Origin of the sequence: Actinacidiphila bryophytorum (assembly GCF_016916835.1) — a bacterium.
GTDB lineage: Bacteria > Actinomycetota > Actinomycetes > Streptomycetales > Streptomycetaceae > Actinacidiphila > Actinacidiphila bryophytorum.
In genome coordinates, this window is the sequence record NZ_JAFFIX010000024.1 from 72,048 (window position 1) to 97,020 (window position 24,973).

A 24,973-nucleotide genomic window follows, 5' to 3' on the forward strand; every position below is an offset into this window, starting at 1 on the left:
TCAGTGCGGGGCCGTAAGTTACCCGATCCGCAAGGCCTGCGGGAGGGGCCGGAAATTCTCGGTGATTCGGACGTTTGTGCTGGTCGGACGGCACTCCCCGGGTGTGACAAGGTCCGCGGTGGAATCCCGGGTTCAGCCGCGGCGCCGCCCCGGGCCCGGATCTCCACGAAATCTGCCCGCGCCGGTCACGGTCGCTCCACCCTCTCGGCTCCCGTCCGTCCCCCGCGCCCCAGCCGGAACAGCACCGCCGACCGGCAGGTCAGCGGACCGACGAGCAGGTCACGGCAGCGGCCGGTGGAGCAGGCCGCCACCTGCCAGAATGGCATCGGCGAGCGCGTCCGCCGCCTCCTGTGCACCAGAATCCCGCCGCCCGTGCAGCAGCACGAAGTCCACCCCGCCGAGATCGGGCAGCCCGCAGGCGCGGGCCGGCACCCGTACCAGACCGGCCGGAATCAGCCCTTGCGCATGCGCCATCACCCCGAGCCCGGCCTTCGCCGCCGCGACCAGCCCGCTCAGCGACCCGCTGGTGCCCGCCACCCGCCACGCTCTGCCGTGCCGCTCCAGCACGTCGAGCACCCTGGCCCTGGTGATCCCCGGCGGGGGGAAGGCGATCAGCGGCACCGGGCGCCGCGGGTCCAGCCGCAGCCGCTCCCCGCCGATCCACACCAGCTTGTCCCGCCACATCAGCCGGCCGGGACCCTCCGGGCTGTGCCGCTTGGCCAGGCACAGGTCGAGCCCGCCCGCCTCCAGCCGCTCGTGCAGGGTCCCCGACAGCTCGAAGGTCAGCTCCAGGTCCACCTCGGGGTGCGCCTGCCGGAAGGCCGCCAGGATCTCCGGCAGCCTGGTCGGCGCGAAGTCCTCCGACACCCCGAAACGCAGCCGCCCGCGCAGCCGGGTCCCGGCGAAGAAGGACGCGGCCCGCTCGTTGGCCTCCAGGATCGGCCGGGCGAAGCCGAGCATCGCCTCGCCGTCCTCGGTCAGCTCCACCCCGTGGGTGTCCCGCAGGAAGAGCCGGCAGCCCGCGGCCTCCTCCAGTCGCCGCACATGCTGGCTGACGGTGGACTGCCGCAGCCCGAGCCGGTGCGCGGCCTGTGTGAAGCTCAGCGTCTGCGCGACGGCGAGGAACGTACGCAACTGGGCCGGCTCGAACATGGCGGCACGTTATCGCCGGGCGTGATGGCAGTCAGGGCGGTAACCGGCCAACCTGATCGCACCCCTTGCGCGGCCGGCCGTCACAGCCGCAGCGCGGCCCGCCGTCGCAGGACGGGCCTCAGTGCGCCCCATGGGGCGCCAGCGCGACACGCTCCTCGCCCGCGTAGACGTTCATCGAGTCGCCGCGCAGGAAGCCCACCAGCGTCAGCCCGCTCTCCCTTGCCAGGTCCACCGCCAGCGACGACGGCGCCGACACGGCCGCGAGTACCGGGATGCCGGCCATCACCGCCTTCTGCGCCAGCTCGAAGGACGCGCGGCCCGACACCATCAGTATCCGGTCGGCCAGCGGCAGCCGCCCCTCCCGCAGCGCCCGCCCCACCAGCTTGTCCACCGCATTGTGCCGCCCGACGTCCTCGCGCAGGTCGAGCAACTCGCCATCCGCAGAGAACAGCCCGGCCGCGTGCAGCCCGCCCGTGCGGTCGAAGACCGCCTGCCCTTCCCGCAGCCGCTCCGGCAGTCCGGCCAGCAGACCCGGGGTCAGCCGCGGCAGCGCGTCCCCGGCTATCGGCAGCCGCGAGGTGGTGCGCACCGCGTCGAGGCTGGCCTTGCCGCACACCCCGCACGAGGAGGACGTGTAGACGTTGCGCTCCAGGCTGATGTCCGGCACCTGCGCCCCGCGGGCCAGCGTCACGTCGACCACGTTGTACGTGTTCGCGCCGTCCGCCGTCGCACCCGCGCAGTACACGACGTTCGCGACCTCGTCCGCGGCGGCCAGCACGCCCTCACTGACCAGGAAACCCGTGGCCAGGGCGAAGTCGTCACCCGGTGTGCGCATGGTGACCGCGAGCGGGCGGCCGTTCAGCCGGATCTCCAGCGGCTCCTCGGCGACCAGGGTGTCGGCCCTGTGGTCGGCGGCCCCACCGCGGATCCGCAGCACCCGGCGCCTCTCGGTGACCCGTCCCATCCGCCCTCACTCCCTCCGTCGCCGTCCCGACCCCGGCCCTGCACCCGGCGAGGGTGTCATAGGGTGATCCGGACCGTGCAGCCATGCACCACGGACCTACCAGGATGGCAGACCGAGATGAGCGACCAGCCGACCGCCGAGCACACCCTGGTGGGTGACGAGCAGGCCCTGCAGCGCCTCAGGGAGCTGCGCGGCAGCATCGACAACCTGGACGCCGCCCTGGTCCACCTGCTGGCGGAGCGCTTCAAGTGCACCCAGCAGGTCGGCGAACTCAAGGCCGCCCACGACCTCCCTCCGGCCGACCCGGCCCGCGAGGCCGACCAGATCGCCCGCCTCCGCCGCCTGGCCGAGGACGCCAGGCTCGACCCGGCCTTCGCCGAGAAGTTCCTGAACTTCATCATCGAGGAGGTCGTCCGCCACCACCGCGCGATCGCCGCCCGCCCCCAGCAGGGCGGCGGGAATCGCAGGTGAGAAGCACTGCCGATCCTTGGTATCGTGGACCTTGTCACCACGACCCGACCGGTCGCGGCGGCACACCCGGTCCGGGTGGCGGAATGGCAGACGCGCTAGCTTGAGGTGCTAGTGCCCTTTATCGGGCGTGGGGGTTCAAGTCCCCCCTCGGACACATCACGAAGGACCCCCGGCAGGTGCCGGGGGTCCTTTTTGCCGCTTGCCACCGCGGGGTCAGCGCAGGTCGGTGATCTCGGGGGCGAAGACCGTGCCCAGGGGCTCGGGACCCACGTACTGCTGGCAGTTGCACTGCTGGGGCTCGTACTGGACGGGTTTGCGGTCGGCGTCCCAGAGGGAGGGTGCCTCCACCACCGCGTGGCACTTGCCGTCGTCCTTGCCGTGCATCGCCAGGTGGTGGGTGCAGCCGCAGACCGGCTCGGGCGGGCGGTTCGCCGTCGCCAGGGCGTGCTGCCGGCGCTCCTCGGCCTTGATCAGTTCGAGCTTGCGCTTGTGCCGGAGCTTCGTCGCGGCACTGATCTTGTCGCCGACGAAGCCGCTGCCGAACAGCAGGACCGGAATAATCCACCACAAATTGTCCACGTGCGACCACCCCGTCCCGTTGTGCGCATCAGCATATCGCCGCCGGTGGAAGGCCGTTCGGCAGCGGCCCAGGTCAGGCGGCCGGCGGCCGACCGCCGACCAGGGCCACGGCCTCCGCGGCCGTCCGGCAGCCGGCGGCCAGCGCCGCCGGCAGGTCCGCGCCGGACAGCCGGGCCGCCAGCAGGCCGCCGGTGAAGGCGTCGCCCGCGCCCGTGCTGTCCACCGCGGTGGCCGGGGCGGCCGGCGCGCGGGCCACGATCCGGCCCTCCCGGGCGGCCAGCGCGCCCGCCGCACCCAGCGTCACCACCACCGTGCCGCCGCCGCGGCTCAGCGCGGCCGCGGCGGCGGCCGGGTCGTCCGCACCCGACAGCAGCGCCGCCTCGGCCGCGTTGGGCAGCAGCAGGTCGGTGTCCGACACCAGGTCGAGGAAGCGCTGCGCCCCCAGCCCGCGCAGGAATCCCGCCGACGCCGGATCCACGCTCACCGGCAGCCCCCTCGCCCGGGCCGCCTTGCCGGCCACGGCCGCCAGTTCCCGCCCCGGCTCGCAGAAGAAGAGGTAGCCCGACAGATGGACATGGCCGACGCCGTCCAGCAGCGCCTCGTCCCAGTCGGCGGGGCCGAGCCGGAAGGCCGCGCCGCTGTCGGTCACCAGGGTGCGTTCTGCTGCCGCGTCCACCAGCGCGATCACCACGGCGGTCGGCTGCTCCGCGTCGACCCGCAGCACCGGCTCCACGCCCGCCGCCACCAGAGCGGCCCGGTGCCACTGCGCCGAGTCCGTACCCGCCCTGGCCAGCAGCCGCACATTCCTGGCGCCCGCGCGCGCCGCCCAGCACGCAGCATTGGCCCCCGCGCCCCCGGGAAGCACCGCGATACGGGCCGCCGTGTCGGTGTCCGCCGCCAGCGGCTCCGTGTGCCGCGCCACCACGTCGGTGACCACGTCCCCCACGACCAGCAGCCCGCCGCCGCGGCCCGCCCCGCTCACCGCTGCTGCGACCACGCGACGGCGATGTCCCCGGCCAGCGCCACGTTGCCGCGCACCGCGGCGAGATTCGCCTCCAGCGAGGCGCCCTGCGTGTGCTCGGTCAGATACGCCAGCAGATACGGCGTGATCGCCTGCCCGGTCACGCCCTCGCGTTCCACCGCCGCCAGGGCCTCGGCCAGCACCCGGTCGTGCAGGGCGCGGTCCAGCTCGTGCTCGGGCGGCACCGGATTGGCGACGATCAGGGCCGAGTCGTGGCCGCCGAGCGTGTCCTGGCCGCGCATCACCGCGGCCACCTCCCGCGCGTCCCGCACCGTCCAGTCAACCGGCTCGCCCGAGTCCGTCAGATAGAACCCGGGGAATCGGTCGGTCCCGAAGCCCAGGACGCCGACGCCCAGCGTCTCCAGCCGCTGCAACGTCGCCGGCACGTCCAGGATCGACTTCACGCCCGCGCACACCACGGTGATCCGGGTGCGGGCCAGCAGCGCGAGGTCGGCGGACTCGTCCTGCACGTCCGTCCAGCCGCGGTGCACCCCGCCCAGGCCCCCGGTGCCGAACACCCGGATCCCCGCCCGGGCCGCAAGGAAGGCGGTACCCGACACGGTCGTCGCCCCGCTCACCCCCGCGGCCATCGCCGGAGCCAGGTCCCGGAAGCCGAGCTTGCGCATGTCCGGGTCGGTGGCGACCCGCTCGACCTCCCCTTCGGTCAGCCCCACCCGGGGCACCCCGTCGATCACCGCGACGGTCGCCGGTACGGCCCCGGCTTTCCTGACGACGGCCTCCAGCTCGCGGGCCACCAGCAGGTTGCGCGGCCGCGGCAGCCCGTGCGCGATGATCGTCGACTCCAGCGCGACCACCGGCTCCCGCCGCCTGAGCGCATCCCCGACCTCGGCCGAGGTCACCACCTCACCATGTCTGTCCACCCCCTCTACCTGGCACTGCGCACCACCGCCCAAACCTCCTGCGGGCGTGCCATGGAGCGCCCTTGCAGGTCCGCTTGTCCGTGGAGCCTGGCATGATGGGCACCATGACGCAGACCCGAAAGGCCGATGGCGCGTAGGCCCCCCGGCGCCATCCGCTCTCAGCGGTGGCCGGACCGCAGCGCCACTCGTCCAGTCCGCCGGATCCCCGGCGTTTCCCCCCGAGTCCAGTCGGCCGTCCACCGGATCGAAGCCCGGCATCTCGGGCGTGGTGCGGTCGCCGATGCCCTGCACCGATACGAGCGCTTCCTCCGCCAACCCGGGAGATACCTCCGTCTGCCTTGGACCGAATGCCCTTGCTGCGACACGACGGACGCCCGGGACATCCTCGAAGACGCACTCCGCCGGTTGCCCCCCGCAGCACGGGCGGAGCTCGGCAGAGTCGTTGCCCGACTGGACGAGGAGTTCCTCCGCCGAACCCTGCCCGATCCTCGGGCCGCATCCGTCAGTTCGTGGCATGCGGCAGCGTGGTGGCGGAAGAGAATCCGCGAGCAATGACCGGGGGAGCTGCTGCGACGCCGAGAGCCTGAGGGCCGAGCTGTTCCGTGCCCGCGCGCTGGAGGACGGTGTCCGGCACCGCAAGCTTCTGGCCTTCGCACTCGACCACATGGGCATGGAGCCGCGGCGCTCCCGGCGCACGGAGTCCGGTCGCCGGGAGCGTCGGGGCGGGAATGGATTTGGCGTGAGCGCGCCTAACGCGTAGTGTGATGTTCACCGACGCGGGGTGGAGCAGCTCGGTAGCTCGCTGGGCTCATAACCCAGAGGTCGCAGGTTCAAATCCTGTCCCCGCTACTGAACGCGAAGGCCCGGTGCTCAGGCACCGGGCCTTCGCGCTGTTCGCGGGCGCATGGGGCGCATGGCTTCAGCGGTGCCTTCTGCGGGGCTCGTCCGCCGGGCGGTAAGGCGGGATGGAGCGGCCGGGCTGGTAGTGCGGGCCTTGGCGCATGTGGCGCACCACGATCACGCAGTCGGCCGCCGCGAGCGCGGCGATCGCCGCGCAGAATCCGGCCCAGCCGGGCTGGTCGAAGATCGCGAAGCCGACGGCCGCGGCGATTCCCCAGACCAGGCCGCACACGGCGAGGCCGAGCCGCAGCCGCAGCGGGCTGCGGGCCTGGGTCGGTTCGTATCCGGTTCTGCGCATGGAGCGGCTCCCCTCCCCTCCAGCATCCACCCTCGACGGGGTCAGTCGGAAAGGACCTGGTCCAGCACCGCCGCCCACTGGCGGACGATACGGCCGCGGCGGGCGGAGTCGTCGCTGAGCAGGTTGGCGAGGCCCAGGCCGCGGGCCATGTCGAGGGTGGCCTGTACGGTCTCGCGCACCCCGGGGCGCGACTCGTCGGCGCCGAGGAAGTCGACGGCCAGCCGGTGCGCCTCGCGGCCGATGCGGGCTTCGAGGGCGGTCACCCCGGGCCGCAGCTGCTCCTCCGCGGTGGCGGCGGTCCACAGGTGCAGGGCGGCGCGGAAGAGCGGGCCTGTGTGGACGGCGACGAGCATGTCCACGACCGCGTACGTGCGGTCGGGTCCCTCGTGGGGCAGCGCGAGGGCGCGTTCGCGTACCGCGGTGAGCCACTGCTCCGCCATGTGGGCGATGGCCGCGGTGAAGAGTTCCTCGCGGGTGGGGAAGTGGTGCTGGGCGGCGCCCCGCGAGACGCCGGCGCGGGCGCAGACGACCGCGACCGTACTGCCGGACCAGCCGTGTTCCGCCAGGCAGGAGACCGCCGCCTCCAGGATGCGCAGCCGGGTGGCGCGGCTGCGGTCCTGCTTGGGGAAGCGGTCGGCGGCGGCCGCGGGGCCGGTGCTCAGATCGCCCACGGCGGGTCCCGGCGTTCCAGTGCGGCCTTGATGCCCTCGGCGGCGTCCGCGGACTCGAAGAGGGCGATGCTCTGCTGCTCAAGGCCGGCCGAGGTGGCGGCGATGCGCTCCCTGAGCTGCGCGGTGGTGATCTCCTTGGTCGCAGCGAGCCCCTGCGGGGAGGAGGCGCGCAGGCCGGCCAGGATGCCGTCCAGGGCCTCGGCGTGGGCGGTGACCAGGCCGATCCTGACGGCCTCCGCGGTGTCGAAGGCCTCCCCGGTGAGCAGGTAGCGGGCCGCGGCCCGCGGGTCGGCCCGCACCAGCACCGGCAGGGACGCCACGGCGGCGGCGAGCCCGAGGCGTACTTCGGTGAAGGCGAAGGTGGCGGCGCTGCCGGCCAGCGGGATGTCGCAGGCCGCGAGCAGCCCGAGGCCGCCGGCCCGCACGTGCCCGTCGGCCCGTGCCACGACCGGCTTGGTCAGGGTGGCGATCCTGGTGATCAGCTCGACCAGCAGCCGCGGCCCGCTGCGTATCCCGCCGGCCTTGAGGTCGGCTCCCGCGCAGAAGGTGCTGCCGGTGTGGGTGAGCAGCACCGCCCGCACCTGCGGGTCGGCGTCGGCGGCGTCGAGCGCCTCGGTCAGCTGGGCGATCAGCGCGGCCGACAGCGCGTTGCGGTTGTGCGGGGAGTCCAGGGTGAGGACGGCGACGGCAAGGTCGGTGTGCCGGCGCACCAGCGGCGCATCTGTCACTGCGGTCTTCCTTCGCGTCCGGTCGGGGGCGAAAAGCACTCGGGCAGCGGGGGTCAGTACGACTTGGGCAGTCCCAGGCTGTGGTGCGAGACGAAGTTGAGGATCATCTCGCGGCTGACGGGGGCTATCCGGCCCACCCGGGAGGCCGTCAGCAGCGAGGCGAGGCCGTACTCGGCGGTCAGCCCGTTGCCGCCGAGGGTGTGCACCGCCTGGTCGACGGCCTTCGCGCAGGCCTCGGCGGCAGCGTACTTGGCCATGTTCGCGGCCTCGCCGGCGCCCATGTCGTCGCCGGCGTCGTAGAGATACGCGGCCTTCTGCGTCATCAGCCGGGCGAGTTCGAGTTCGATGTGGGCCTGCGCCAGCGGGTGGGCGATGGCCTGGTGGCCGCCGATCGGGGCGGACCACACCTGCCGGGTGCGGGCGTAGTCCACGGCGCGGCCGACGGCGTAGCGGCCCATGCCGACGGAGAAGGCGGCGGTCATCACCCGCTCGGGGTTGAGCCCGGCGAAGAGCTGCAGCAGCCCGGCGTCCTCGTCGCCGACCAACGCGTCGGCGGGCAGCGCCACATCGTCGAGGAAGAGCTGGAACTGCTTCTCGGGCGCGGACAGTTCCATGTCGATCTGCCGGAAGTCGAAGCCGGGGGTGTCCCTTTCGACCAGGAAGAGGCACGGCTTGAGCTTGCCCGTGCGGGCGTCCTCCGTGCGGCCCACGATCAGGGTCGCGTCGGCGATGTCGACGCCGGAGACGAAGACCTTGCGGCCGGTCAGCAGCCAGCCGCCGGTGGCGGGGTCGCGGCGGGCGGTGGTGGTGATGCGGTGCGAGTTGGAGCCGGCGTCGGGCTCGGTGATGCCGAACGCGATACGCAGCGAGCCGTCCGCGAGCCCTGGCAGCCAGCGCTGCCGCTGCGCGTCGGTACCGAACCTGGCGAGGACCGTGCCGCAGATCGCGGGGGAGACCACGAGCAGCAGCAGCGGGCAGCCGGCGGCGCCCAACTCCTCCAGCACGATGGACAGTTCCGCCAGGCCCCCGCCCCCGCCGCCGTACTCCTCGGGCAGGTTCACACCGAGGTAGCCCAGGCTCGCGGCCTCCTGCCACAGCTCGTCGGTCTGCCGTCCTTCCCTGACGGCCGCGGTGAAGTAGTCGCGGCCGTAGCGGCGGCCGAGCGCGCCGACGGCCTTGCGCAGGGCGCGCCGCTCCTCGGTCTCCAGCAGGGCGCTGTCGAAGGTGCTGCCGGTGGTGGTCATGGTGCTGTCCCCTCCCTTTCCTCCTTGACGACGGCCAGTACGGCGCCGAGTTCGACCTGGCGGCCCACCTCGGCGGTGAGTTCGAGCAGGGTGCCCGCGGCGGGGGCGGCGATGACGTGCTCCATCTTCATCGCCTCCAGCCACAGCAGCGGCTGCCCCGCCTCGACCCGGTCGCCGGCGGCGAAACCGGCGGTCCGCACGACCGTGCCGGGCATCGGCGCCCGCAGCGAACCGGGCGCCGCGGACTGCTCGGGGTCGGGGAAGCGCGGCAGCACCGTGAAGGCCGCCGAGCCCGACGGCCAGTCCACGAAGGTGCGTTCGGGGTAGGCGGCCACCCGGTAGGTCCGCCGCACCCCGGCGGCCTCCAGCACGACCCGGTCGGCGGCGGCGCTCACCAGGCGTACGCCGTCGTGGCCCTCGGCGGTCAGGCCGCCGTCCCGGTCCAGCCGGTAGCCGACGGCGTACGTGCGGCCGTCCGGCTCGGCCCGGAAGGTCTTGAGCTGCGGCTGCGAGGGGACGTTGCGCCACCCGCCGAGCTGCACGGGAACGGGTGCGCCGGGCGCCCCCGTACGCGCCGCCGCGTCCGCGAGGGCCGCGGCGAGCGCGGCAAGGCGCTCGTCGTCCGCGTCCCCGCCGCCCGCGGACGCCACGAGGCCCAGGTCGGCCGCATGCCGCGCGAAAAAGCCGGTGTCCAGCCGGGCCGCGCCGAAGTCCGGGTGGCGCAGGGCGCGCACCAGCAGGTCCCGGTTGGTGACCGGGCCGTGCAGCCGCGCCCGTTCCAGGGCGTGCGCCAGCCGGCGTACGGCCTCGGCCCGGGTCGGCGCCCAGGCGACCAGCTTGGCCAGCATCGGGTCGTAGTGCACCCCGATCCGCTCGCCGCCGGTCACCCCCGAGTCCAGTCGCAGCCCCGCCTCGCGCCCCGGCGGCACCGCGAACTCGGCGTCCACACCCGGGATGTCGAGCAGGCGCAGGTCGCCTGGCTGCGGCTGCCAGGCGCGCGCCGGGTCCTCCGCGCACAGCCGGGCCTCCACCGCGTGCCCGCGCGGGACCGGCGGCCCGGGCGGCAGCGCCGCGCCCTCGGCGATCCTGATCTGCCAGGCCACCAGGTCGAGCCCGGTGACGCACTCGGTGACCGGGTGCTCCACCTGCAGCCGGGTGTTCATCTCCAGGAAGTACGGCCGGCCGTCCGCCGAGACCAGGAACTCCGCGGTGCCCGCGCCCCGGTAGCCGATCGTGCGGGCCGCGCGCACCGCCGCCTCGTGCAACTCCGTGCGCAGCGCTGCCGCCAGGCCTGGTGCCGGGGTCTCCTCGATCACCTTCTGGTGCCGCCGCTGCAAGGAGCAGTCCCGCTCGCCGAGGACCCACACCGTGCCGTGCGCGTCGGCCAGCAGCTGCACCTCGACGTGCCGGGCGCCCTCGACGTACGGCTCGACGAAGACCTCGCCGTTGCCGAAGGCCGCCGCGGCCTCGGCCCGAGCCGCGGCCAACTCCCCCTCCAGCGCGGCCTGTTCGTGCACCACCCGCATACCGCGTCCGCCGCCGCCCGCGGCGGCCTTGACCAGCACCGGCAGGTCCGCCGGTGTGACCGCCGCCGGGTCGAGCGCCGCGAAGACCGGCACACCGGCCGCCGCCATCAGCTCCTTGGCCCGGGTCTTGGACCCCATCGCCTCGACCGCGGCGGCCGGCGGGCCGATCCACACCAGGCCCGCGTCGGCGACCGCGCGCGCGAAGTCCGCGCTCTCCGACAGGAATCCGTAGCCGGGGTGGACGGCGTCCGCGCCCGCCGACCGGGCCGCGGCCACCAGCAGGTCGGCCCGCAGATACGTCTCGGCGGGCGCGCTGCCGGGCAGCCGTACGGCCGCGTCGGCCTCCGCCACGTGGGCCGCGGCCGCGTCGGCGTCGGAATGCACCGCGACCGTGGCGATGCCCAGCTCGCGGCAGGTACGGAAGACCCGCCGGGCGATCTCGCCCCGGTTGGCCACCAGCACAGAACCGATCGGCGTGCCCATCGGCCCGCCCCCTCCCTCTCGCCGCCATGCCCCTCGCGGAAGACCCCGTCACATACGGAAGACCTCGTCACATACGGAAGACCCCGAAACCGCCGCGCGCGCCCTCCACGGGCGCCCCGTGCACCGCCGACAGGCACAGGCCCAGCACCGTACGGGTGTCGCGCGGGTCGATCACCCCGTCGTCGTAGAGCCGCCCCGACAGGAACATCGGCAGCGACTCCGCCTCGATCTGCTGCTCCACGGCCGCCCGCAGACCGGCGTCCGCCTCCTCGTCGTACGGCAGCCCGCGGGCCGCAGCCGACTGCCGCGCGACGATCGACAGCACACCGGCCAGCTGACTCGGCCCCATCACCGCGGACTTGGCGCTCGGCCAGGAGAAGAGGAAGCGCGGCTCGAAGGCCCTCCCGCACATCCCGTAGTGCCCGGCACCGTAACTGGCGCCCATCAGCACCGAGATGTGCGGAACCCGCGAGTTCGACACCGCGTTGATCATCATGGCGCCGTGCTTGATGATGCCGCCCTGCTCGTACTGCCTGCCCACCATGTAGCCGGTGGTGTTGTGCAGGAACAGCAGCGGGATGTCCCGCTGGTTCGCCAACTGGATGAACTGCGCGGCCTTCTGCGACTCGGCGCTGAAGAGCACGCCCTGCGCGTTGGCCAGGATGCCCACCGGATAGCCGTGCACCTCCGCCCAGCCGGTCGCAAGACTCGGCCCGTACAGCGGCTTGAACTCGTCGAACTCCGAGCCGTCCGCGATCCGCACGATCACCTCGCGCGGGTCGAACGGGGTGCGCAGGTCGCCCGGCACGATGCCCAGCAGGTCCGCCGGGTCGAACAGCGGCGGCGCCGGGTCGGGGCGCGGACCAGGCCCCGCCTTGCGGACGTTGAGCCTGGCCACCACCCGGCGGGCGATACGCAGCGCGTCCGGTTCGTCCAGCGCGAAGTGGTCGGCGAGCCCGGAGACCCTGGCGTGCATGTCGGCGCCGCCCAGCGACTCGTCGTCGCTGTCCTCGCCGGTGGCCATCTTCACCAGCGGCGGGCCGCCGAGGAAGACCTTCGCACGCTCCTTGACCATGATGACGTGGTCCGACATCCCGGGGATGTACGCGCCGCCCGCCGTCGAGTTGCCGAACACCACCGCGACCGTCGGGATGCCCGCGGCCGACAGCCGCGTCAGGTCCCGGAAGAGCGCACCGCCGGGAATGAAGATGTCCTTCTGGCTGGGCAGGTCCGCGCCGCCCGACTCCACCAGGCTCACCACCGGCAGCCGGTTGGCGAAGGCGACCTCGTTGGCCCGCAGCGCCTTCTTCAACGTCCACGGGTTGCTCGAACCGCCCCGCACCGTCGGGTCGTTCGCGGTCACCACGCACTCGGTGCCCTCGACCACGCCGATCCCCGTCACCAGGGACGCGCCCGTGGTGTAGTCGCTGCCCCAGCCTGCCAGCGGCGACAGCTCCAGGAAGGGCGTGTCGGGGTCGAGCAGAAGTTCGATACGCTCCCGGGCCGGCAGCTTCCCGCGGGCGCGGTGCCGGTTCACGTACTTCGGGCCACCGCCCGCCAGGGCCTCGGCGTGGGCCGCGGCCAGCTCGGCCAGCCGCGCGGTCATCGCCGCCGCCCGCTCCGCGAACTCCGCCCCGCCCACGTCCAGGGCGCTCACCCGGCCGCTCCCGCCGCCGCTTCCCCGGACGGCGGCCGGCTCTCACCCGGCGGCCCCGCGAAGGCCTGCACCACCGACAGCCACGCGTCGGCGTCCGTGCCCTCCGCGTGTACGTCCACGTCGTCGCGGTGCCTGCGCCGCACCGCCAGCAGACAGAAGTCCAGCGCCGTCCCGGTCACCCGCTGGGCGGCGTCCGCCGGGCCGAACGCCCACAACGAGCCGTCGGGGGCGGTCAGTTCGACCCGGAATTCCTCCGCGGGCGCGGGCTTGCCGTGCACCGAGAAGGCGAAGTCCCGTGCGCGCACGCCGATCCGTGCCACATGCCACAGCCTCGCGGTGGGCTCGCGTCGCACCCCGAGGGCGTCCGCGACGTCCTCGCCGTGCGCCCACGTCTCCATCAGCCGGCCCGTCGCCATCGACGCGGTGCTCATCGGCGGGCCGTACCACCGGAAACGCACACCGTCAGGCTGCGCCGCCAGCGCCTCATGCAGGCGGGCGCGGCCGTCGCGCCACCTCGCCAGCAGCTCGCCCGGCGGCAACTCGGCGCCTCTGCGGGCGCCGTGGTCGACATAGGTGTCGAAGCTTGCCGCCGCCACCTCGGCTTCGCTTGCGAAGCCGTCGGGGTCGAGCACCGCCAGGGCCGCGCGGCGGTCGGTCCAGGCCAGGTGGGCGATCTGGTGGGCGATCGTCCAACCCCTGGCGGGGGTCGGCCGGCGCCAGGCTGCCGGTTCCAGGCCGGCCACCAACGTGTCGAGCTGCGCGCTCTCCTCGACCAGGTCTTCCAGAACGGGCTTCCCCATCACGGCACCCCTACGCTCGGCGTGCCACCGAGCGTCCCAGCCCCCCGTAAATCATTCAAGCCCGCACGCTTGATTTCGTTCCGCCAGTAGGTGGGTGCCCCTTGCGGTGGGCGGTCAGCTTCCGCTGTGCGGTGGGCTGGTCGCGCAGTTCCCCGCGCCCCTGGGTGATTGCCACCTGCGGTGGGCGTTCGCCTTCCCCGCCGTCGTGGCTGGTCGCGCAGTTCCCCGCGCCCCTGAAAAACGCTCACCCTGCGGGAGGGCGGCACCCCCCAGGGGCGCGGGGAACTGCGCGCCCCATCACGACGCACCGAAGGGTGCAAGCTCACCGCAGGTGGCAATCACCCGGGGGCGCGGGGAACTGCGCGTTCAGCCACGGTGGCGCCGCAGGTACATGCTCACCGCAGGTGGCAGGGACCGGGGGTCAGGACTTGGCGCGGCGCGCAAGGAAAGCGTCGCGCTTGGCGTCGAAGCGTGCCGCCTGCTCGTTGAGCCCGCCCATGTAGAGGCCGAGTTCTTCCTGGGCGCGCAGGCCGTCGGGGCCGAGACCGGTGGTGTCGAGGACCTTGAGGTGACGCAGGACGGGCTGCAGTACGTCGTCGTGGTGGATGCGCAGGTTGTAGATCCCGCCGAGGGCCATGCGCGCGGCGGCGCGTTCGAAGCCGGGCATGCCGTGGCCGGGCATGCGGAAGGCGGTGACGACGTCGCGTATGGCCTGCATCGCGAGGTCCGGTGCGAGCTGGAGGGAGGCGGCCAGCAGGTTGCGGTAGAAGACCATGTGCAGGTTCTCGTCGGTCGCGATCCTGGCGAGCATCCGGTCGCACACGGGGTCGCCGGACTCGCGGCCGGTGTTGCGGTGGGAGACGCGGGTGGCCAGCTCCTGGAAGGCGACGTAGGCCACCGAGTGGAGCATGCTGTGCCGGTGGTCGTGCTCGAAGCCCTCGGACATGTGCATCATCCGGAAGCGTTCCAGCTCGACCGGGTCGACGGCCCTGCTGGTGAGCAGGTAGTCGCGCATGACGATGGCGTGCCTGCCCTCTTCCGCGGTCCACCGGTGGACCCATGTGCCCCAGGCGCCGTCGCGGCCGAAGAGGGTGGCGATCTCGTGGTGGTAGCTGGGCAGGTTGTCCTCGGTGAGCAGGTTGACCACGAGGGCGGTGCGGCCGATCGAGGAGACCTTGGACTGGTCGGGCGCCCAGGCCTCGCCTTCCATGATCCCGTCGAAGTTGCGGCCGTCGCTCCAGGGCACGTACTCGTGCGGCATCCATTCCTTGGCGACCCCCAGGTGCCGGTTCAGCTCCCGCTCGACCACCTCTTCCAGGGCGTAGAGCAGCGCGGTGTCGCTCCATGCGTCCGGTCGGGCGAGGTGCGGCGAGGTAAGGGTCACGGGGGCTCCTGGGGACGGGAGGGGGAACGACAGGGGGACGGGTGAGGTCGGGGGGAGGACCTACGCTGTCGTAAGTTACGCAACCGTAGGTTAAGCCTGCGTAAGAAGGCAACCCATGCGCCGACCTGCGATGACCGGGCACTCGCTAATGGCGTCGCCGCGGGTGCCCGCAGCGGCTAGGATCCTGGGCCTGATGAGTGCCACCCTCGTAGCCAGGAATCTCGCCGCAGGACACGGCGACCGCGCGCTGTTCTCGGGGCTCGACCTGGTGGTCGCGCCCGGTGACGTCGTCGGTCTCGTCGGGGTCAACGGCGCGGGCAAGTCGACGCTGCTGCGGCTGCTGGCAGGTCTCGACACCCCGGAGGACGGCTCGCTGCGGCTCAGCCCCGCCACCGCGACCGTCGGGCATCTGCCGCAGGAGCCGGACCGCAGGGACGACGGCGAGACCGTCAGGGACTTCCTGGCCCGCAGGACCGGCGTCACCGCGGCCCAGCAGGCGCTGGACGCGGCCACCGAGGCCCTGGTGGAGGGGGCGCCGGGCGCCGACGACGCCTACGCCGTCGGCCTGGAGCGCTGGCTCGCGCTTGGCGGCGCCGACCTGGAGGAGCGGGCGGAGGAGGCCACCGCCTCGCTGGGCCTCGGCATCAGCCTGGACCAGGAGATGTACTCGCTGTCCGGCGGCCAGGCCGCACGCGCCGGGCTCGCCTCGCTGCTGCTCAGCCGCTACGACGTCTTCCTGCTGGACGAGCCGACCAACGACCTGGACCTCGACGGCCTGGAGCGGCTGGAGAAGTTCGTCACGGGCCTGCGGGCCGGCACCGTACTGGTCAGCCACGACCGGGAGTTCCTGACCCGGACGGTGAACCGGGTGGTGGAGCTGGACCTGGCGCAGCAGCAGGTCTCGGTCTACGGCGGCGGCTACGACGCCTACCTGGAAGAGCGGGCCACCGCCCGCCGGCACGCCAGGGAGGAGTACGAGGAGTACGCCGACACCAAGGCGGGCCTTGAGGCCAGGGCGCGCATGCAGCGCGGCTGGATGGACAAGGGCACCCGCAATGCGCTGCGCAAGGCGCCCGACAACGACAAGATCGCCCGCAGGGCGCGCGTCGAGGGCAGCGAGAAGCAGGCGGCGAAGGCCCGGCAGACCGAGCGGATGATCGAGCGGCTGGACAAGGTCGAGGAGCCCCGCAAGGAGTGGGAGCTGCGGATGGAGATCGCCGCGGCGCCCCGGGCCGGCGCGGTGGTGGCGACCCTCAGCGGCGCCGAGGTGCGCCGCGGCGACTTCCGCTTCGGCCCGGTGGACCTGCAGGTCGACTGGGCCGACCGGGTCGCCATCACCGGTGCCAACGGCTCGGGCAAGTCCACGCTGCTGGCCGCTCTGCTCGGCCGGCTGCCGCTGGACCGGGGGCGCGGGGCGCTCGGCCCCGGCGTGCTGGTCGGCGAGGTCGACCAGGCGCGCGGCCTCTTCCGCGGCCAGGAGCCGCTGCTCGACGCCTTCCGCGGCCCGGCGCCCGACCTGGACCCGGCGGAGATCCGCACCCTGCTGGCGAAGTTCGGCCTCAAGGCCGACCACGTGCTGCGCCCGGCGGCGACCCTGTCGCCGGGGGAGCGCACCCGGGCGGCGCTGGCGCTGCTGCAGGCCCGCGGGGTCAACCTGCTGGTGCTGGACGAGCCGACCAACCACCTGGACCTGCCGGCGATCGAGCAGCTGGAGTCGGCCCTGGCGGCGTATCAGGGCACCCTGCTGCTGGTCACCCACGACCGGCGGATGCTGGACGCGGTGCACACCACCCGGCGGATCGCGGTCGCGGACGGCCGGATCACCGAGGTCTGACCCGCTCCCGGGGCCTCCCCGGCGCCACCGGCCGGGAACCCGATCGGCCCGGCCTGCGTCCCACCCTTGACCGGGGCACCGTTGGGAAGCGGTCGCGGGGAGGAGGACGGTGATGCGCCATCGGATACGTGCCGCCGCCGTCGCGGGCGTCGTCGCCGTGCTGGTGGCGGGCTGCGACTCCGGGGGCGGGGTGCGGGTGGTGCCGCCCGACCCGGCAGGAGGTACGGACATCTCCGCGGACTGCGGTGACGTCGTCCTGGACCTGACGAACAGTGACACCCCCGGGGCGATCTGCCTGCGGGTGGGCAGCACCCTGCGGCTGCGGGTGGGGGAGCGCACGGCGGAGGCGGACGAGTCGGGGGCCGCGCTCACGGAGGTCTCTGCGGGCGTCTACCGCGGTGCGCAGGCCGGGGAGGCCACGTTGGGCGGCACCCGGCGGGCCTGCCCCGACGAGCCGGGCAAGGTCTCGTGCCTGGCGGTCGTGCCGTGGCGGATCACCGTCGACGTCCGATGAGGCGCCCGGGCGGCGGGGCGCGCCCGGGAATGCGGAGGACCCGGGCCGGCAGTGGGGGCCGGTCCGGGTCCGCCGCTCATGCTCCGACGGGCACCGGTGTCAGCTGACGTTGACGGCGGTGTCGTCGATCAGGAAGGAGGTCGCCAGGGAGGAGTCCTCGGTTCCGGTGAACTTCAGGGTGACGGTCTGGCCGATGTAGGGGGTGAGGCTGACGGTCCGCTGGACGTAGCCGGTGCCGCTGTTGAGGTTGGAGTAGGAGGCGAGGGTGCTGCTGCCGGCTGCGACGGTGAGCTTGTCGTAGGCGGTGCTGGTCGTCGTCTCACTGGTCGAGACGTACAGGTAGAAGGTGAGGTTGGCGCTGGTGCAGCTGGCGGGGATGGTCACCGACTGGGAGACGCTGTCGGTGTGGGTGGTGCCGTAGCCGTCCAGCCAGGCCTTGTAGGAGCCGGAGTGGGCGGGGGCGTCGGTGCTGCTGTCGATGACGCCGGTGGAGGCGGTCCAGCCGGTGCTGCCGCTCTCGAAGCCGGGGTTGGTCAGCAGCTGGCTCGCGGTGCAGCCGCCGCTGGTGCTGGTGACGGCCCAGGTGAAGGAGGCCGAGCCACTCGCGTTGGTGGTGTCCTTCGCGGTGACGGTGACGCTGGAGTTCCCGACGGTGGTCGGGGTGCCGGAGATGACGCCGGTGGAGCTGTTGATGGACAGGCCCGCGGGCAGGCCGGACGCCGAGTAGGTCAGGGTCTGGCCGGACGCGGAGTCGGTGGCGTGGACCTGCAGGCTGACCGCGGTGCCGACCTTGGTGGACTGGTTGCCCGGGCTGGTCACGCTGACGGTGTTGCCGCCGGTGGACCCGCCGTTGGTGAAGGCGGCGGTGCCGTTCGGGGTGCCGAGGCCGGTCGGGCCGTCGTAACCCGCCTGCGCGGTGCACAGGTAGCTGCCGCTGCAGGAGCCGTTGCTGCCGCTGGTGACGTCGTTGAGGGCGCTGGTGTGCGAGTACGGGTAGGAGGCCGGGGTGCTGCCGGAGGCCGGGGTGCCGGCCAGCGCGTAGACCGAGGCGATGATCGGCGACGAGGCGCTGGTGCCGCCGTAGACCTGCCAGCCGCTGGCCTGGTAGCTGTCGTAGACGGCCAGGCCGGTGGCCGGGTCGGCGACGGCGGAGACGTCGGCGATGGTGCGCTTGGAGCAGCCGCTGTCGGTCTGCCAGCTGGGCTTGGCGTCGTAGGCCGAGCAGCCGGAGCCGGTGCCCTCGGTGCTCGACGTGTTCCAGACGGTCTCGCTCCAGCCGCGGCTGGTGCCGGTGGCGCGCTTGAGCGCGGTGCCGCCGACGGCGGTGACGTACTTCGACGCGGCCGGGTACTCCGCGCCGTAGCCCTCGTCGCCGGAGCTGACGGTGATGGCGACGCCCGGGTGGTTGAAGTACGACGAGTCGTAGCTGGTGTCGGAGGAGGACTCGCCGCCGCCGTAGCTGTTCGAGACGTACTTGGCGCCGAGGCTGACCGCCTCGTTCACCGCGGTGCCCAGGTTGGTCATGCTCGCCGAGGTGGCCTCGACCAGCAGGATGTGGCACTGCGGGCAGACGGCGCTGACCATGTCCAGGTCGAGCGAGATCTCGCCCGCCCATCCGGAGTCGGGCGACGGGTAGCTGGTGCCGCCGCTCTGGTTGACCTTCTTGAAGCAGCCGTTGGCCGTGGTGCAGGCCGGTAGGCCGTACTGGCTGCGGTAGGTGGCCAGGTCGGCCTCGGCGTTGGGGTCGTCCTGGGCGTCGACGATCGCGACGGTGGCGCCGGAACCGGCCGACGAGGGCAGGGCGTACGCGCTCTGCAGGTCGGTCGGGCCGTAGCCGGACGGGGTGGCGTTCGGGGTGATGCCGAGGCTGTGCACGACATCGGTACGGGCCAGCGCCAGGCAGGACATCCCGCCGGGCGTGGTCGGGGCGGCGCACAGGTGCGCGGTGTGGCCGCTGCTGGAGACGGTGCCGGTGGCGCCGGTGGCCGCGGTGCCGGTGGCCGCCGCGGGGCCGGCCGTGGGGGTGCCGGCGGCGGACGGCGACGCGGCGGCGACCATGCCGCCGGTGACCAGCGCGCCGGCGGCGACGACCGAGACCGCGGCGCGGCGGACGGCACGTCTGATCCGGCCGTGACTTGTCAGCTGCAATGAACTGCCCTCCATGGGGGGATCTGCTCCCGAGGGCGTCCGCGGATGATCGGTGTTGTCAAGGTCATGACAATCGATCATGGAGCGGCATCGCCTGGGACTTCGTGTGGCGCACGTTCACTGGTGATCACGTTGACAACTGGTGTCAACTTCCGCTCACTGCCACCACGTTCAGTGGTGGCCGAGGTTGAAGGTAGTGAAACCAACGCCAAGGGACTACCGGCTAATGGCAAAGCCTTCCCCTCGAATCCCCGGTGGCGGGCACCATGCTCGCTTCCCCGCGGCGTTCCGCGCCGTATACGTTGTGGCGCCATGGACACCGAGGAAGAACCCGTCAACGACCTTGTCGCGCTCGGCCTGGCGCGCTACGAGGCGCGGGTCTACCTCGCCCTGGTCCGCCGCGAGTCGTACACCGCCGCGGAGGTCGCCAGGGCCGCCGACGTCCCCAGGCAACGGGTCTACGACGTGCTCGACACACTCGTACGCCGCCGGCTCGCCGTCGCCCACCCCGGCAGGGTCGCGACCTTCTCCGCGATCGCCCCCGAACTGGCCGTCGCCCGGCTGATGACCCTCCAGCGCGAGCAGCTCGAACGCCTCGACCGGGTCTCGACCGCGCTGACCGCCGCGCTCGTGCCCGTATGGGCCGACGGCCGCAACCACACCGTGCCGCTCGACTACGTCGAGATCCTCCGCGACCCCAAGGCCATCGCCGAGGCCTTCACCGACATCCAGGCGCACGCCGACCACGAACTGCTCAGCTTCTGCAAACCGCCCTTCGTCGCCCCCGCCGCCAACACCCCCGGCATCAAGGTCGCCCGCCGGCTGCACCGCTCGGGCGGCACCGCACGCGCCATCTACACCCACGAGGCCCTCGACGACGCCGACGTGCTGGAGAACGTACGCCGCTTCGCCGCCGCGGGCGAGGAGTGCCGGTTCACCGCGGAACTGCCGCTCAAGCTCGTCGTCGCCGACGCGCGCCTCGTGCTGTGCGACATGCCGGACCCGGTCGCCGGCACCGGCGCCACCACCGCGCTCTACATCGAGCACCCCGCCCTTGCCGCATGCCTGCGGCTGGCCTTCCTCACCGTGTGGGAGAACGCCCAGACCGTGCCCGGCGCGCATCCCTGAGGGGTGCGCCCGGTGGCCGCGAGATGGCCGGAAGGCGGTGCCGCAACCCTGCGCGGCCGCTTGACAGCGGCAGCCCGGGGCTAAAGTGGCCAGGTGGCCGTGTTCCTGCTCGGAGTCGGTGCCGCCTGCTGCCTCGGCTTCGGGTTCGTGCTGCAGCAGCGCGCGGCGGCCCGCGCCCCGCTCGCGGACTTCCTGTCCTTCCGGCTGCTCCTCGACCTGATCCGCATGCCCGACTGGCTGCTCGGCGTCGGGCTGATGGTCAGCGGCCAGGTGCTCGGCGCGGTCGCCCTCGCCTACGGCGAGGTGTCGCTGGTCGAACCGCTCACCGCCACGAACCTGCTCTTCGCGATGGCCCTGTCCCGGCGGCTGACCGGCCAGCCGCTCGGCTGGAACGGCTGGCTCGGCGTCGCCCTGCTCGCCCTCGGCGTCACCGGCTTCATCGTGGCCGGCCGGCCACGCGGCGGCGGTCCGGAAGCGGGGGCGCTGCGGCACTGGCTGGTCTTCGGAACCGTCGCAGGGCTCGCCCTGCTGCTCACCCTCAAGGCCCGCAGACTGCCCCGCTCCGGCGAGGCCGCACTCCTCGCCCTCGCGGCCGGCCTGCTCTACGGCCTGCAGGACTCGCTCACCCGGGTCTGCGGCCAGATCGTCCAGGACGACGGGCTCGCCGCGCTCGTCGTGTCCTGGCAGCCGTACGCCGTCGGCGGGATCGGGCTCACCGGCATGCTGCTCGTGCAGAGCGCGTTCGAGATGGCGCCGCTGCGGATGTCCTTGCCGTCGCTGACGGCGGCGCAGCCGATCGCCGGGATCGTCTGCGGTGTCGGTTTTCTCGGGGACCGGTTGCGCTTCACCGCGGGTGCGCTCGCCTGGGAGGCGGCGGGCCTTGCTGCGATCGTCCTCGGCGTCGTTCTCCTGGGGCGGCACCCGGCCATGCCGACTGGTGTCGCCGGCGAAGAGCCGGTCGGCGCGACCCGCCTCCCTTGACCTCGCCCTCCCCCGGCGGTGGGTTGCGCGCAGTTCCCCGCGCCCCTGAGGTCCTGCCCCTTGCGGTGGGCTCGCATCTTCCGGCCGGTGGGGGCTGGTCGCGCAGTTCCCCGCGCCCCTGATGGTTGCCCTCTCGGAAGAGGGTGAGCGTTTTTCAGAGGCGCGGGGAACTGCGCGCCCCGCCTGGACGGGCGGAAAGAAGGCAACGTCACAGCAAGGGGCAGGACCTCAGGGGCGTGCGGAACGGCGCGACAAGCCCCCGCCGGCCGCAAGGGGCGGGTCAGCCCGGGAGGGGCGGGGTCCAGGTGAAGGAGGGGGGGCGGCGGGTGAGGAAGGCGGTGGCGCCCTCCAGCGCATCGGTGCTGGTGGCGGCCTGCGCGGCCCAGTAGGCAGAACGGGAGTCGCCGGGTATGTCCCCGGCGAACTCCTTGGCCGCGTACTGCGTCAGCAGAGACCGGCTCGCGAGCAGGGAGGCGTACCCCCGTACGCGTCCGTCAAGCCCGTCCGCAGGACAGACCTCGTCCACCAGCCCGACCCGCAGCGCCCGCTCGTGGTCGATGAGTTCCGCGGAGAAGAGCAGGTGCTTGGCGGTGGACGGCCCGGCCAGCCGTACCAGCCGCCGGGTGGAGGCCGCCGGGTAGACGATGCCCAGCCGTGCCGGGGTCACCCCGAAGGTGGCGCCGTGCGCGGCGAAGCGCAGGTCGCAGGCGACGGCGAGCTGGCAGCCGCCGCCGACGCAGTGGCCGCGTACGGCGGCGAGCGTCGGCTTGGGGAAGGCGGCGAGCGCCTCCTCGGCGGCGACCGCCGCGGTACGCGCGGCGCGCAGCCCGTCCGCGTCGGTGAATCCGCTGATGTCCGCGCCGGCGCAGAAGGTGTCGCCCGCCCCGGTGAGTACGAGCACCCGCACGGCGGGGTCGGCGGCCAGGGGCGCGAGCAGGGCGGGCAGCGACTCCCACATGGCGGGCGTCATGGCGTTGCGGCGGGCCGGGTTGTCGATGGTGACGGTGGCGGTGCCGTCCGCGGTGGCCACCGTCAGGCGTGGCGGTGTGGTCATGGCAGCTCCTCGGACAGGACGGGCGCCTTGACGGCACGAAGACGACAGCAGGCGGTCGGTAACGGTCGCCGCACCGACATTACCGGTCGCAACAGGTCGCAAATCGCTGAAAGGTGCGGACTTAGCGCTTCCTGCCCTGCCGCGGCCCCACGCTTGCGGACACTCGATGCCATGAGGCGGAATCCGCCGGGACACCGGCGGTGCCTGCGGGGACACGTACGCGAAGGCGATGGTGGGTGCGGTCATGGAGGTCCGCGGGAGCGTCCCGCACGATCAGGCTCCGGCCCCGGGACCGTACGAGGGGGTGTGGCGTTTCACGGCCCCCGCTGTGGACTCCTCCGTCCCCCAGGTGCGCCGGGGGGTGCGCACGCTCGTGGCCGACCTGGCGGTGCCGGTCGACGACGACATCCTCTACGGACTGCTGGTGATCGTCTCCGAGCTGGTCACCAACGCCGTCAAGCACGCGGCGGTGCTCTCTCCCGAGCTGGGGGTGGAGGTCGCGGTCGGGCCCGACTGGATCCGGGTCGCCGTCGAGGACCAGCATCCGTACCGCCCCAAGGCGCTGGAGGCCGACCACGGCAGGACCGGGGGGCGCGGGCTGCTGCTGGTCAAGACGATCACCACGGAGGCGGGGGGCAGCTGCGACGTCGCGCAGACCGCGACCGGCGGCAAGGTGATCTGGGCCGCCCTGCCGCTGCAGCCGCCCGCCCGCTGACCGGCGGCTACCAGCCCGCCCGGCCCCCGGTGACCTCGCGCACGGTGGGCAGTGCCGCGTCCAGCACGGAGCCGAACCACGCGGAGAAGGTGCCCTCGGCCCGCAGCTTGGCCAGTTCCGCGGGCGAGGCGAAGGCGGTGTCGTCGATCTCCGCGGGGTCGGGCTGCAACCGGCCGCCGACCAGGCCGACGAAGAGGTGGTTGTACTCCTGCTCGACCAGGCCCGACGCCGGGTCCGGGTGGTTGTAGCGCACGGTCCCCGCCTCGCGCATCAGCACGGGCGCGGCCCCCAGCTCCTCCGCGGTGCGCCGGGCGGCGGCCACGAAGGGCGGCTCACCGGGGTAGGGGTGGCCGCAGCAGGTGTTGGACCACACGCCGGGGGAGTGGTACTTGGTCAGTGCTCTGCGCTGCAGCAGCAGCCGGCCCTCGTCGTCGAAGAGGAAGACCGAGAACGCCCGGTGCAGCCGGCCCGGCGCCTGGTGCGCCGACAGCTTCTCCGCTGTGCCGGTTGTCACACCGTTCTCGTCGACCAGTTCGAGCATGATCGGCTCGTCGGCCCCGCCGGCGGGCGCAGCGGCGGCGGCGGGGGAGCCGGGTCGGTCGGTCGCAGGACTGCTGGGCATAACCATCCTTCGCATTCGACGGCAAGTCCTCAGTCTGCCTCACCGGAGGTGCTGCGAATCGCGGACACCGTATTCAATCGCGGGCGCCGCCTTCAGTGGCACAGGCGTGCCTCGTGCTCGGCGTGCCCTACCGGCTCCAGCTGGAAGGTGCAGTGCTCGACGTCGAAGTGCGCCCCGAGGCAGCCCTGCAGGTCGTGCAGCATCTTCTCGTGCCCCACCTCGTCGAGGACCTCCTGGCTGACCACCACGTGGGCCGACAGCACGGGCATCCCCGAGGTGATGGTCCAGGCGTGCAGGTCGTGCAGGCCCTCGACGCCCTTCAGTTCCTCGATGTGGTGGCGTACGGCGGCCATGTCCACGTCCTTGGGCGCCGCCTCCAGCAGCACGTCCACCGCGTCCCGCAGCAGCCGCCAGGTGCGCGGCACGATCAGCACCCCGATCAGCAGCGACGCGACCGCGTCCGCCTGCCGCCAGCCGGTGGCCAGGAAGACCGCGGCCGCCACCACGACCGCGAGCGAGCCGAGCGCGTCGGCCATCACTTCCAGGAAGGCGCCGCGCACGTTGAGGCTCTCGCGCTGGCCGCGCATCAGGACCAGCAGCGAGACGGTGTTGGCGGCCATGCCGATCAGGCCGAAGACGATGGTGGCGCCGCCGTCGAAGTGCTCGGGTGTGATGAGCCGGCTGATGCCCTCGGCGAAGATGAAGGCGCCGACGCCGAAGAGCAGCACCGCGTTGATCACCGCCGCCAGGATCTCGGCCCGCGCGTAGCCGAAGGTGCGGCGCTCGCTCGGCGGGCGGCCCGCGATGTGCACCGCGAGCAGCGCCATGGCGATGCCGGCGGCGTCGGTGGCCATGTGCCCGGCGTCCGCGAGCAGGGCGAGCGAGCCGGTCAGCGCGCTGCCGACGACCTCGGTGGCCAGCACCAGCAGCGTGATGCACAGCGCCACCAGCAGCCGGCCGCGGTGTGCCGCTGTCGCGGTGCCGCCGCCGTGGCTGTGGCCGTGCCCGTGGCTGTGGCCTGCCCCCATCGGCGCGTCCCCTTCCCTTTTGCTGTGTGATGTGCCGTTCTGTAAGCGGGCCGCCCGCCGGACGCCCGCTCCCGGGTTTACGGCTGCGGCGGTCAGTCAACACCGGTGACCCACGGTGGGCAAGCCGGTACTGGAGACCGTTGTCATGTGCGATGACCTGCGGTGATGAGCCACGCGGCGGGTGTGCGGG

The 24,973-nt window shown here is 73.2% G+C and carries 23 protein-coding genes and 2 tRNA genes; 8 read left to right on the forward strand and 17 right to left on the reverse strand.

What is annotated here, in order from left to right:
* Nucleotides 1-279: 279 nt before the first annotated feature.
* Both JT723_RS27850 and fdhD read right to left on the reverse strand, forming a co-directional pair.
* Nucleotides 280-1,152 carry a LysR family transcriptional regulator gene (locus tag JT723_RS27850; protein WP_205047572.1) on the reverse strand — a complete coding sequence of 291 codons (873 nt, stop codon included), beginning with the start codon at nt 1,150-1,152 and terminating at the stop codon, nt 280-282.
* 118 nt (nt 1,153-1,270) lie between these two features.
* Entirely contained in the window at nt 1,271-2,116 is an 846-nt protein-coding gene (fdhD, locus tag JT723_RS27855) for a formate dehydrogenase accessory sulfurtransferase FdhD (protein ID WP_205047573.1), read from the reverse strand.
* Nucleotides 2,117-2,233: 117 nt separating this feature from the next.
* Here fdhD and JT723_RS27860 point away from each other — a divergent pair, with 117 nt between their 5' ends.
* Nucleotides 2,234-2,587 carry a chorismate mutase gene (locus JT723_RS27860; RefSeq protein ID WP_205047574.1) on the forward strand — a complete coding sequence of 118 codons (354 nt, stop codon included), beginning with the start codon at nt 2,234-2,236 and terminating at the stop codon, nt 2,585-2,587.
* A gap of 69 nt (nt 2,588-2,656) precedes the next feature.
* Nucleotides 2,657-2,741, forward strand: a tRNA-Leu gene (locus tag JT723_RS27865).
* Between the two features lie 59 nt (nt 2,742-2,800).
* Here the strand turns inward: JT723_RS27865 and JT723_RS27870 are convergent.
* From JT723_RS27870 to JT723_RS27880, 3 genes are all read right to left on the reverse strand, one after another.
* The gene (locus JT723_RS27870) at nt 2,801-3,157 is read right to left on the reverse strand and encodes a hypothetical protein (RefSeq protein WP_205047624.1); all 357 of its coding nucleotides are present in this window, start codon (nt 3,155-3,157) and stop codon (nt 2,801-2,803) included.
* Between the two features lie 82 nt (nt 3,158-3,239).
* Complete coding sequence (locus tag JT723_RS27875) at nt 3,240-4,163, reverse strand: carbohydrate kinase family protein (RefSeq protein ID WP_205047575.1); 924 nt, start codon at nt 4,161-4,163, stop codon at nt 3,240-3,242.
* On the reverse strand, nt 4,145-5,068 hold the full coding sequence (locus tag JT723_RS27880) for a pseudouridine-5'-phosphate glycosidase (protein WP_251513463.1): 924 nt from the start codon (nt 5,066-5,068) through the stop codon (nt 4,145-4,147). The genes JT723_RS27875 and JT723_RS27880 overlap by 19 nt, the downstream gene beginning before the upstream one ends.
* Before the next feature lie 775 nt (nt 5,069-5,843).
* Here JT723_RS27880 and JT723_RS27885 point away from each other — a divergent pair.
* A tRNA-Met gene (locus JT723_RS27885) sits at nt 5,844-5,917 on the forward strand.
* Nucleotides 5,918-5,987: 70 nt separating this feature from the next.
* On the opposite strand, the gene JT723_RS27890 is transcribed toward JT723_RS27885, so the two are convergent.
* From JT723_RS27890 to JT723_RS27925, 8 genes are all read right to left on the reverse strand, one after another.
* Nucleotides 5,988-6,266 carry a DUF6343 family protein gene (locus tag JT723_RS27890; protein ID WP_205047576.1) on the reverse strand — a complete coding sequence of 93 codons (279 nt, stop codon included), beginning with the start codon at nt 6,264-6,266 and terminating at the stop codon, nt 5,988-5,990.
* A gap of 41 nt (nt 6,267-6,307) precedes the next feature.
* The gene (locus JT723_RS27895; protein WP_251513429.1) at nt 6,308-6,937 is read right to left on the reverse strand and encodes a TetR/AcrR family transcriptional regulator; all 630 of its coding nucleotides are present in this window, start codon (nt 6,935-6,937) and stop codon (nt 6,308-6,310) included.
* The gene (locus JT723_RS27900; protein WP_205047577.1) at nt 6,925-7,665 is read right to left on the reverse strand and encodes an enoyl-CoA hydratase family protein; all 741 of its coding nucleotides are present in this window, start codon (nt 7,663-7,665) and stop codon (nt 6,925-6,927) included. The genes JT723_RS27895 and JT723_RS27900 overlap by 13 nt, the downstream gene beginning before the upstream one ends.
* A gap of 53 nt (nt 7,666-7,718) precedes the next feature.
* Complete coding sequence (locus JT723_RS27905) at nt 7,719-8,909, reverse strand: acyl-CoA dehydrogenase family protein (protein ID WP_205047578.1); 1,191 nt, start codon at nt 8,907-8,909, stop codon at nt 7,719-7,721.
* Nucleotides 8,906-10,918 (reverse strand): acetyl/propionyl/methylcrotonyl-CoA carboxylase subunit alpha, encoded by a 2,013-nt coding sequence (locus tag JT723_RS27910; RefSeq protein ID WP_205047579.1) that lies wholly within the window; start codon nt 10,916-10,918, stop codon nt 8,906-8,908. Before JT723_RS27910 ends, JT723_RS27905 begins: the two co-directional genes overlap by 4 nt.
* A 67-nt stretch (nt 10,919-10,985) precedes the next feature.
* Nucleotides 10,986-12,524 carry an acyl-CoA carboxylase subunit beta gene (locus tag JT723_RS27915; protein ID WP_205047627.1) on the reverse strand — a complete coding sequence of 513 codons (1,539 nt, stop codon included), beginning with the start codon at nt 12,522-12,524 and terminating at the stop codon, nt 10,986-10,988.
* Nucleotides 12,525-12,571: 47 nt separating this feature from the next.
* Complete coding sequence (locus JT723_RS27920) at nt 12,572-13,375, reverse strand: TIGR03084 family metal-binding protein (protein WP_205047580.1); 804 nt, start codon at nt 13,373-13,375, stop codon at nt 12,572-12,574.
* A gap of 421 nt (nt 13,376-13,796) precedes the next feature.
* Nucleotides 13,797-14,759 (reverse strand): acyl-ACP desaturase, encoded by a 963-nt coding sequence (locus tag JT723_RS27925; RefSeq protein WP_205047581.1) that lies wholly within the window; start codon nt 14,757-14,759, stop codon nt 13,797-13,799.
* 193 nt (nt 14,760-14,952) lie between these two features.
* Between JT723_RS27925 and JT723_RS27930 the strand changes: the two genes are divergently transcribed.
* Together JT723_RS27930 and JT723_RS27935 are read left to right on the forward strand one after the other, a co-directional pair.
* The gene (locus JT723_RS27930) at nt 14,953-16,593 is read left to right on the forward strand and encodes an ABC-F family ATP-binding cassette domain-containing protein (RefSeq protein WP_205047582.1); all 1,641 of its coding nucleotides are present in this window, start codon (nt 14,953-14,955) and stop codon (nt 16,591-16,593) included.
* 112 nt (nt 16,594-16,705) lie between these two features.
* Nucleotides 16,706-17,107, forward strand: coding sequence for a hypothetical protein (locus tag JT723_RS27935; RefSeq protein ID WP_205047583.1), 402 nt, complete (start codon nt 16,706-16,708; stop codon nt 17,105-17,107).
* A gap of 99 nt (nt 17,108-17,206) precedes the next feature.
* On the opposite strand, the gene JT723_RS27940 is transcribed toward JT723_RS27935, so the two are convergent.
* On the reverse strand, nt 17,207-19,165 hold the full coding sequence (locus tag JT723_RS27940) for a putative Ig domain-containing protein (protein WP_307794040.1): 1,959 nt from the start codon (nt 19,163-19,165) through the stop codon (nt 17,207-17,209).
* A gap of 402 nt (nt 19,166-19,567) precedes the next feature.
* Here JT723_RS27940 and JT723_RS27945 point away from each other — a divergent pair, with 402 nt between their 5' ends.
* Complete coding sequence (locus JT723_RS27945) at nt 19,568-20,383, forward strand: TrmB family transcriptional regulator (protein ID WP_205047585.1); 816 nt, start codon at nt 19,568-19,570, stop codon at nt 20,381-20,383.
* 93 nt (nt 20,384-20,476) lie between these two features.
* Complete coding sequence (locus JT723_RS27950) at nt 20,477-21,364, forward strand: DMT family transporter (protein ID WP_205047586.1); 888 nt, start codon at nt 20,477-20,479, stop codon at nt 21,362-21,364.
* 280 nt (nt 21,365-21,644) lie between these two features.
* Here JT723_RS27950 and JT723_RS27955 read toward each other — a convergent pair whose 3' ends face one another.
* The gene (locus JT723_RS27955; RefSeq protein ID WP_205047587.1) at nt 21,645-22,418 is read right to left on the reverse strand and encodes an enoyl-CoA hydratase/isomerase family protein; all 774 of its coding nucleotides are present in this window, start codon (nt 22,416-22,418) and stop codon (nt 21,645-21,647) included.
* Nucleotides 22,419-22,662: 244 nt separating this feature from the next.
* Between JT723_RS27955 and JT723_RS27960 the strand changes: the two genes are divergently transcribed.
* Nucleotides 22,663-23,133 carry an ATP-binding protein gene (locus tag JT723_RS27960; RefSeq protein ID WP_205047588.1) on the forward strand — a complete coding sequence of 157 codons (471 nt, stop codon included), beginning with the start codon at nt 22,663-22,665 and terminating at the stop codon, nt 23,131-23,133.
* A 7-nt stretch (nt 23,134-23,140) separates the two neighbouring features.
* Here JT723_RS27960 and idi read toward each other — a convergent pair whose 3' ends face one another.
* Complete coding sequence (gene idi / locus JT723_RS27965; protein ID WP_205047589.1) at nt 23,141-23,755, reverse strand: isopentenyl-diphosphate Delta-isomerase; 615 nt, start codon at nt 23,753-23,755, stop codon at nt 23,141-23,143.
* 92 nt (nt 23,756-23,847) lie between these two features.
* The gene (locus JT723_RS27970; RefSeq protein WP_205047590.1) at nt 23,848-24,783 is read right to left on the reverse strand and encodes a cation diffusion facilitator family transporter; all 936 of its coding nucleotides are present in this window, start codon (nt 24,781-24,783) and stop codon (nt 23,848-23,850) included.
* Nucleotides 24,784-24,973 lie beyond the last annotated feature (190 nt).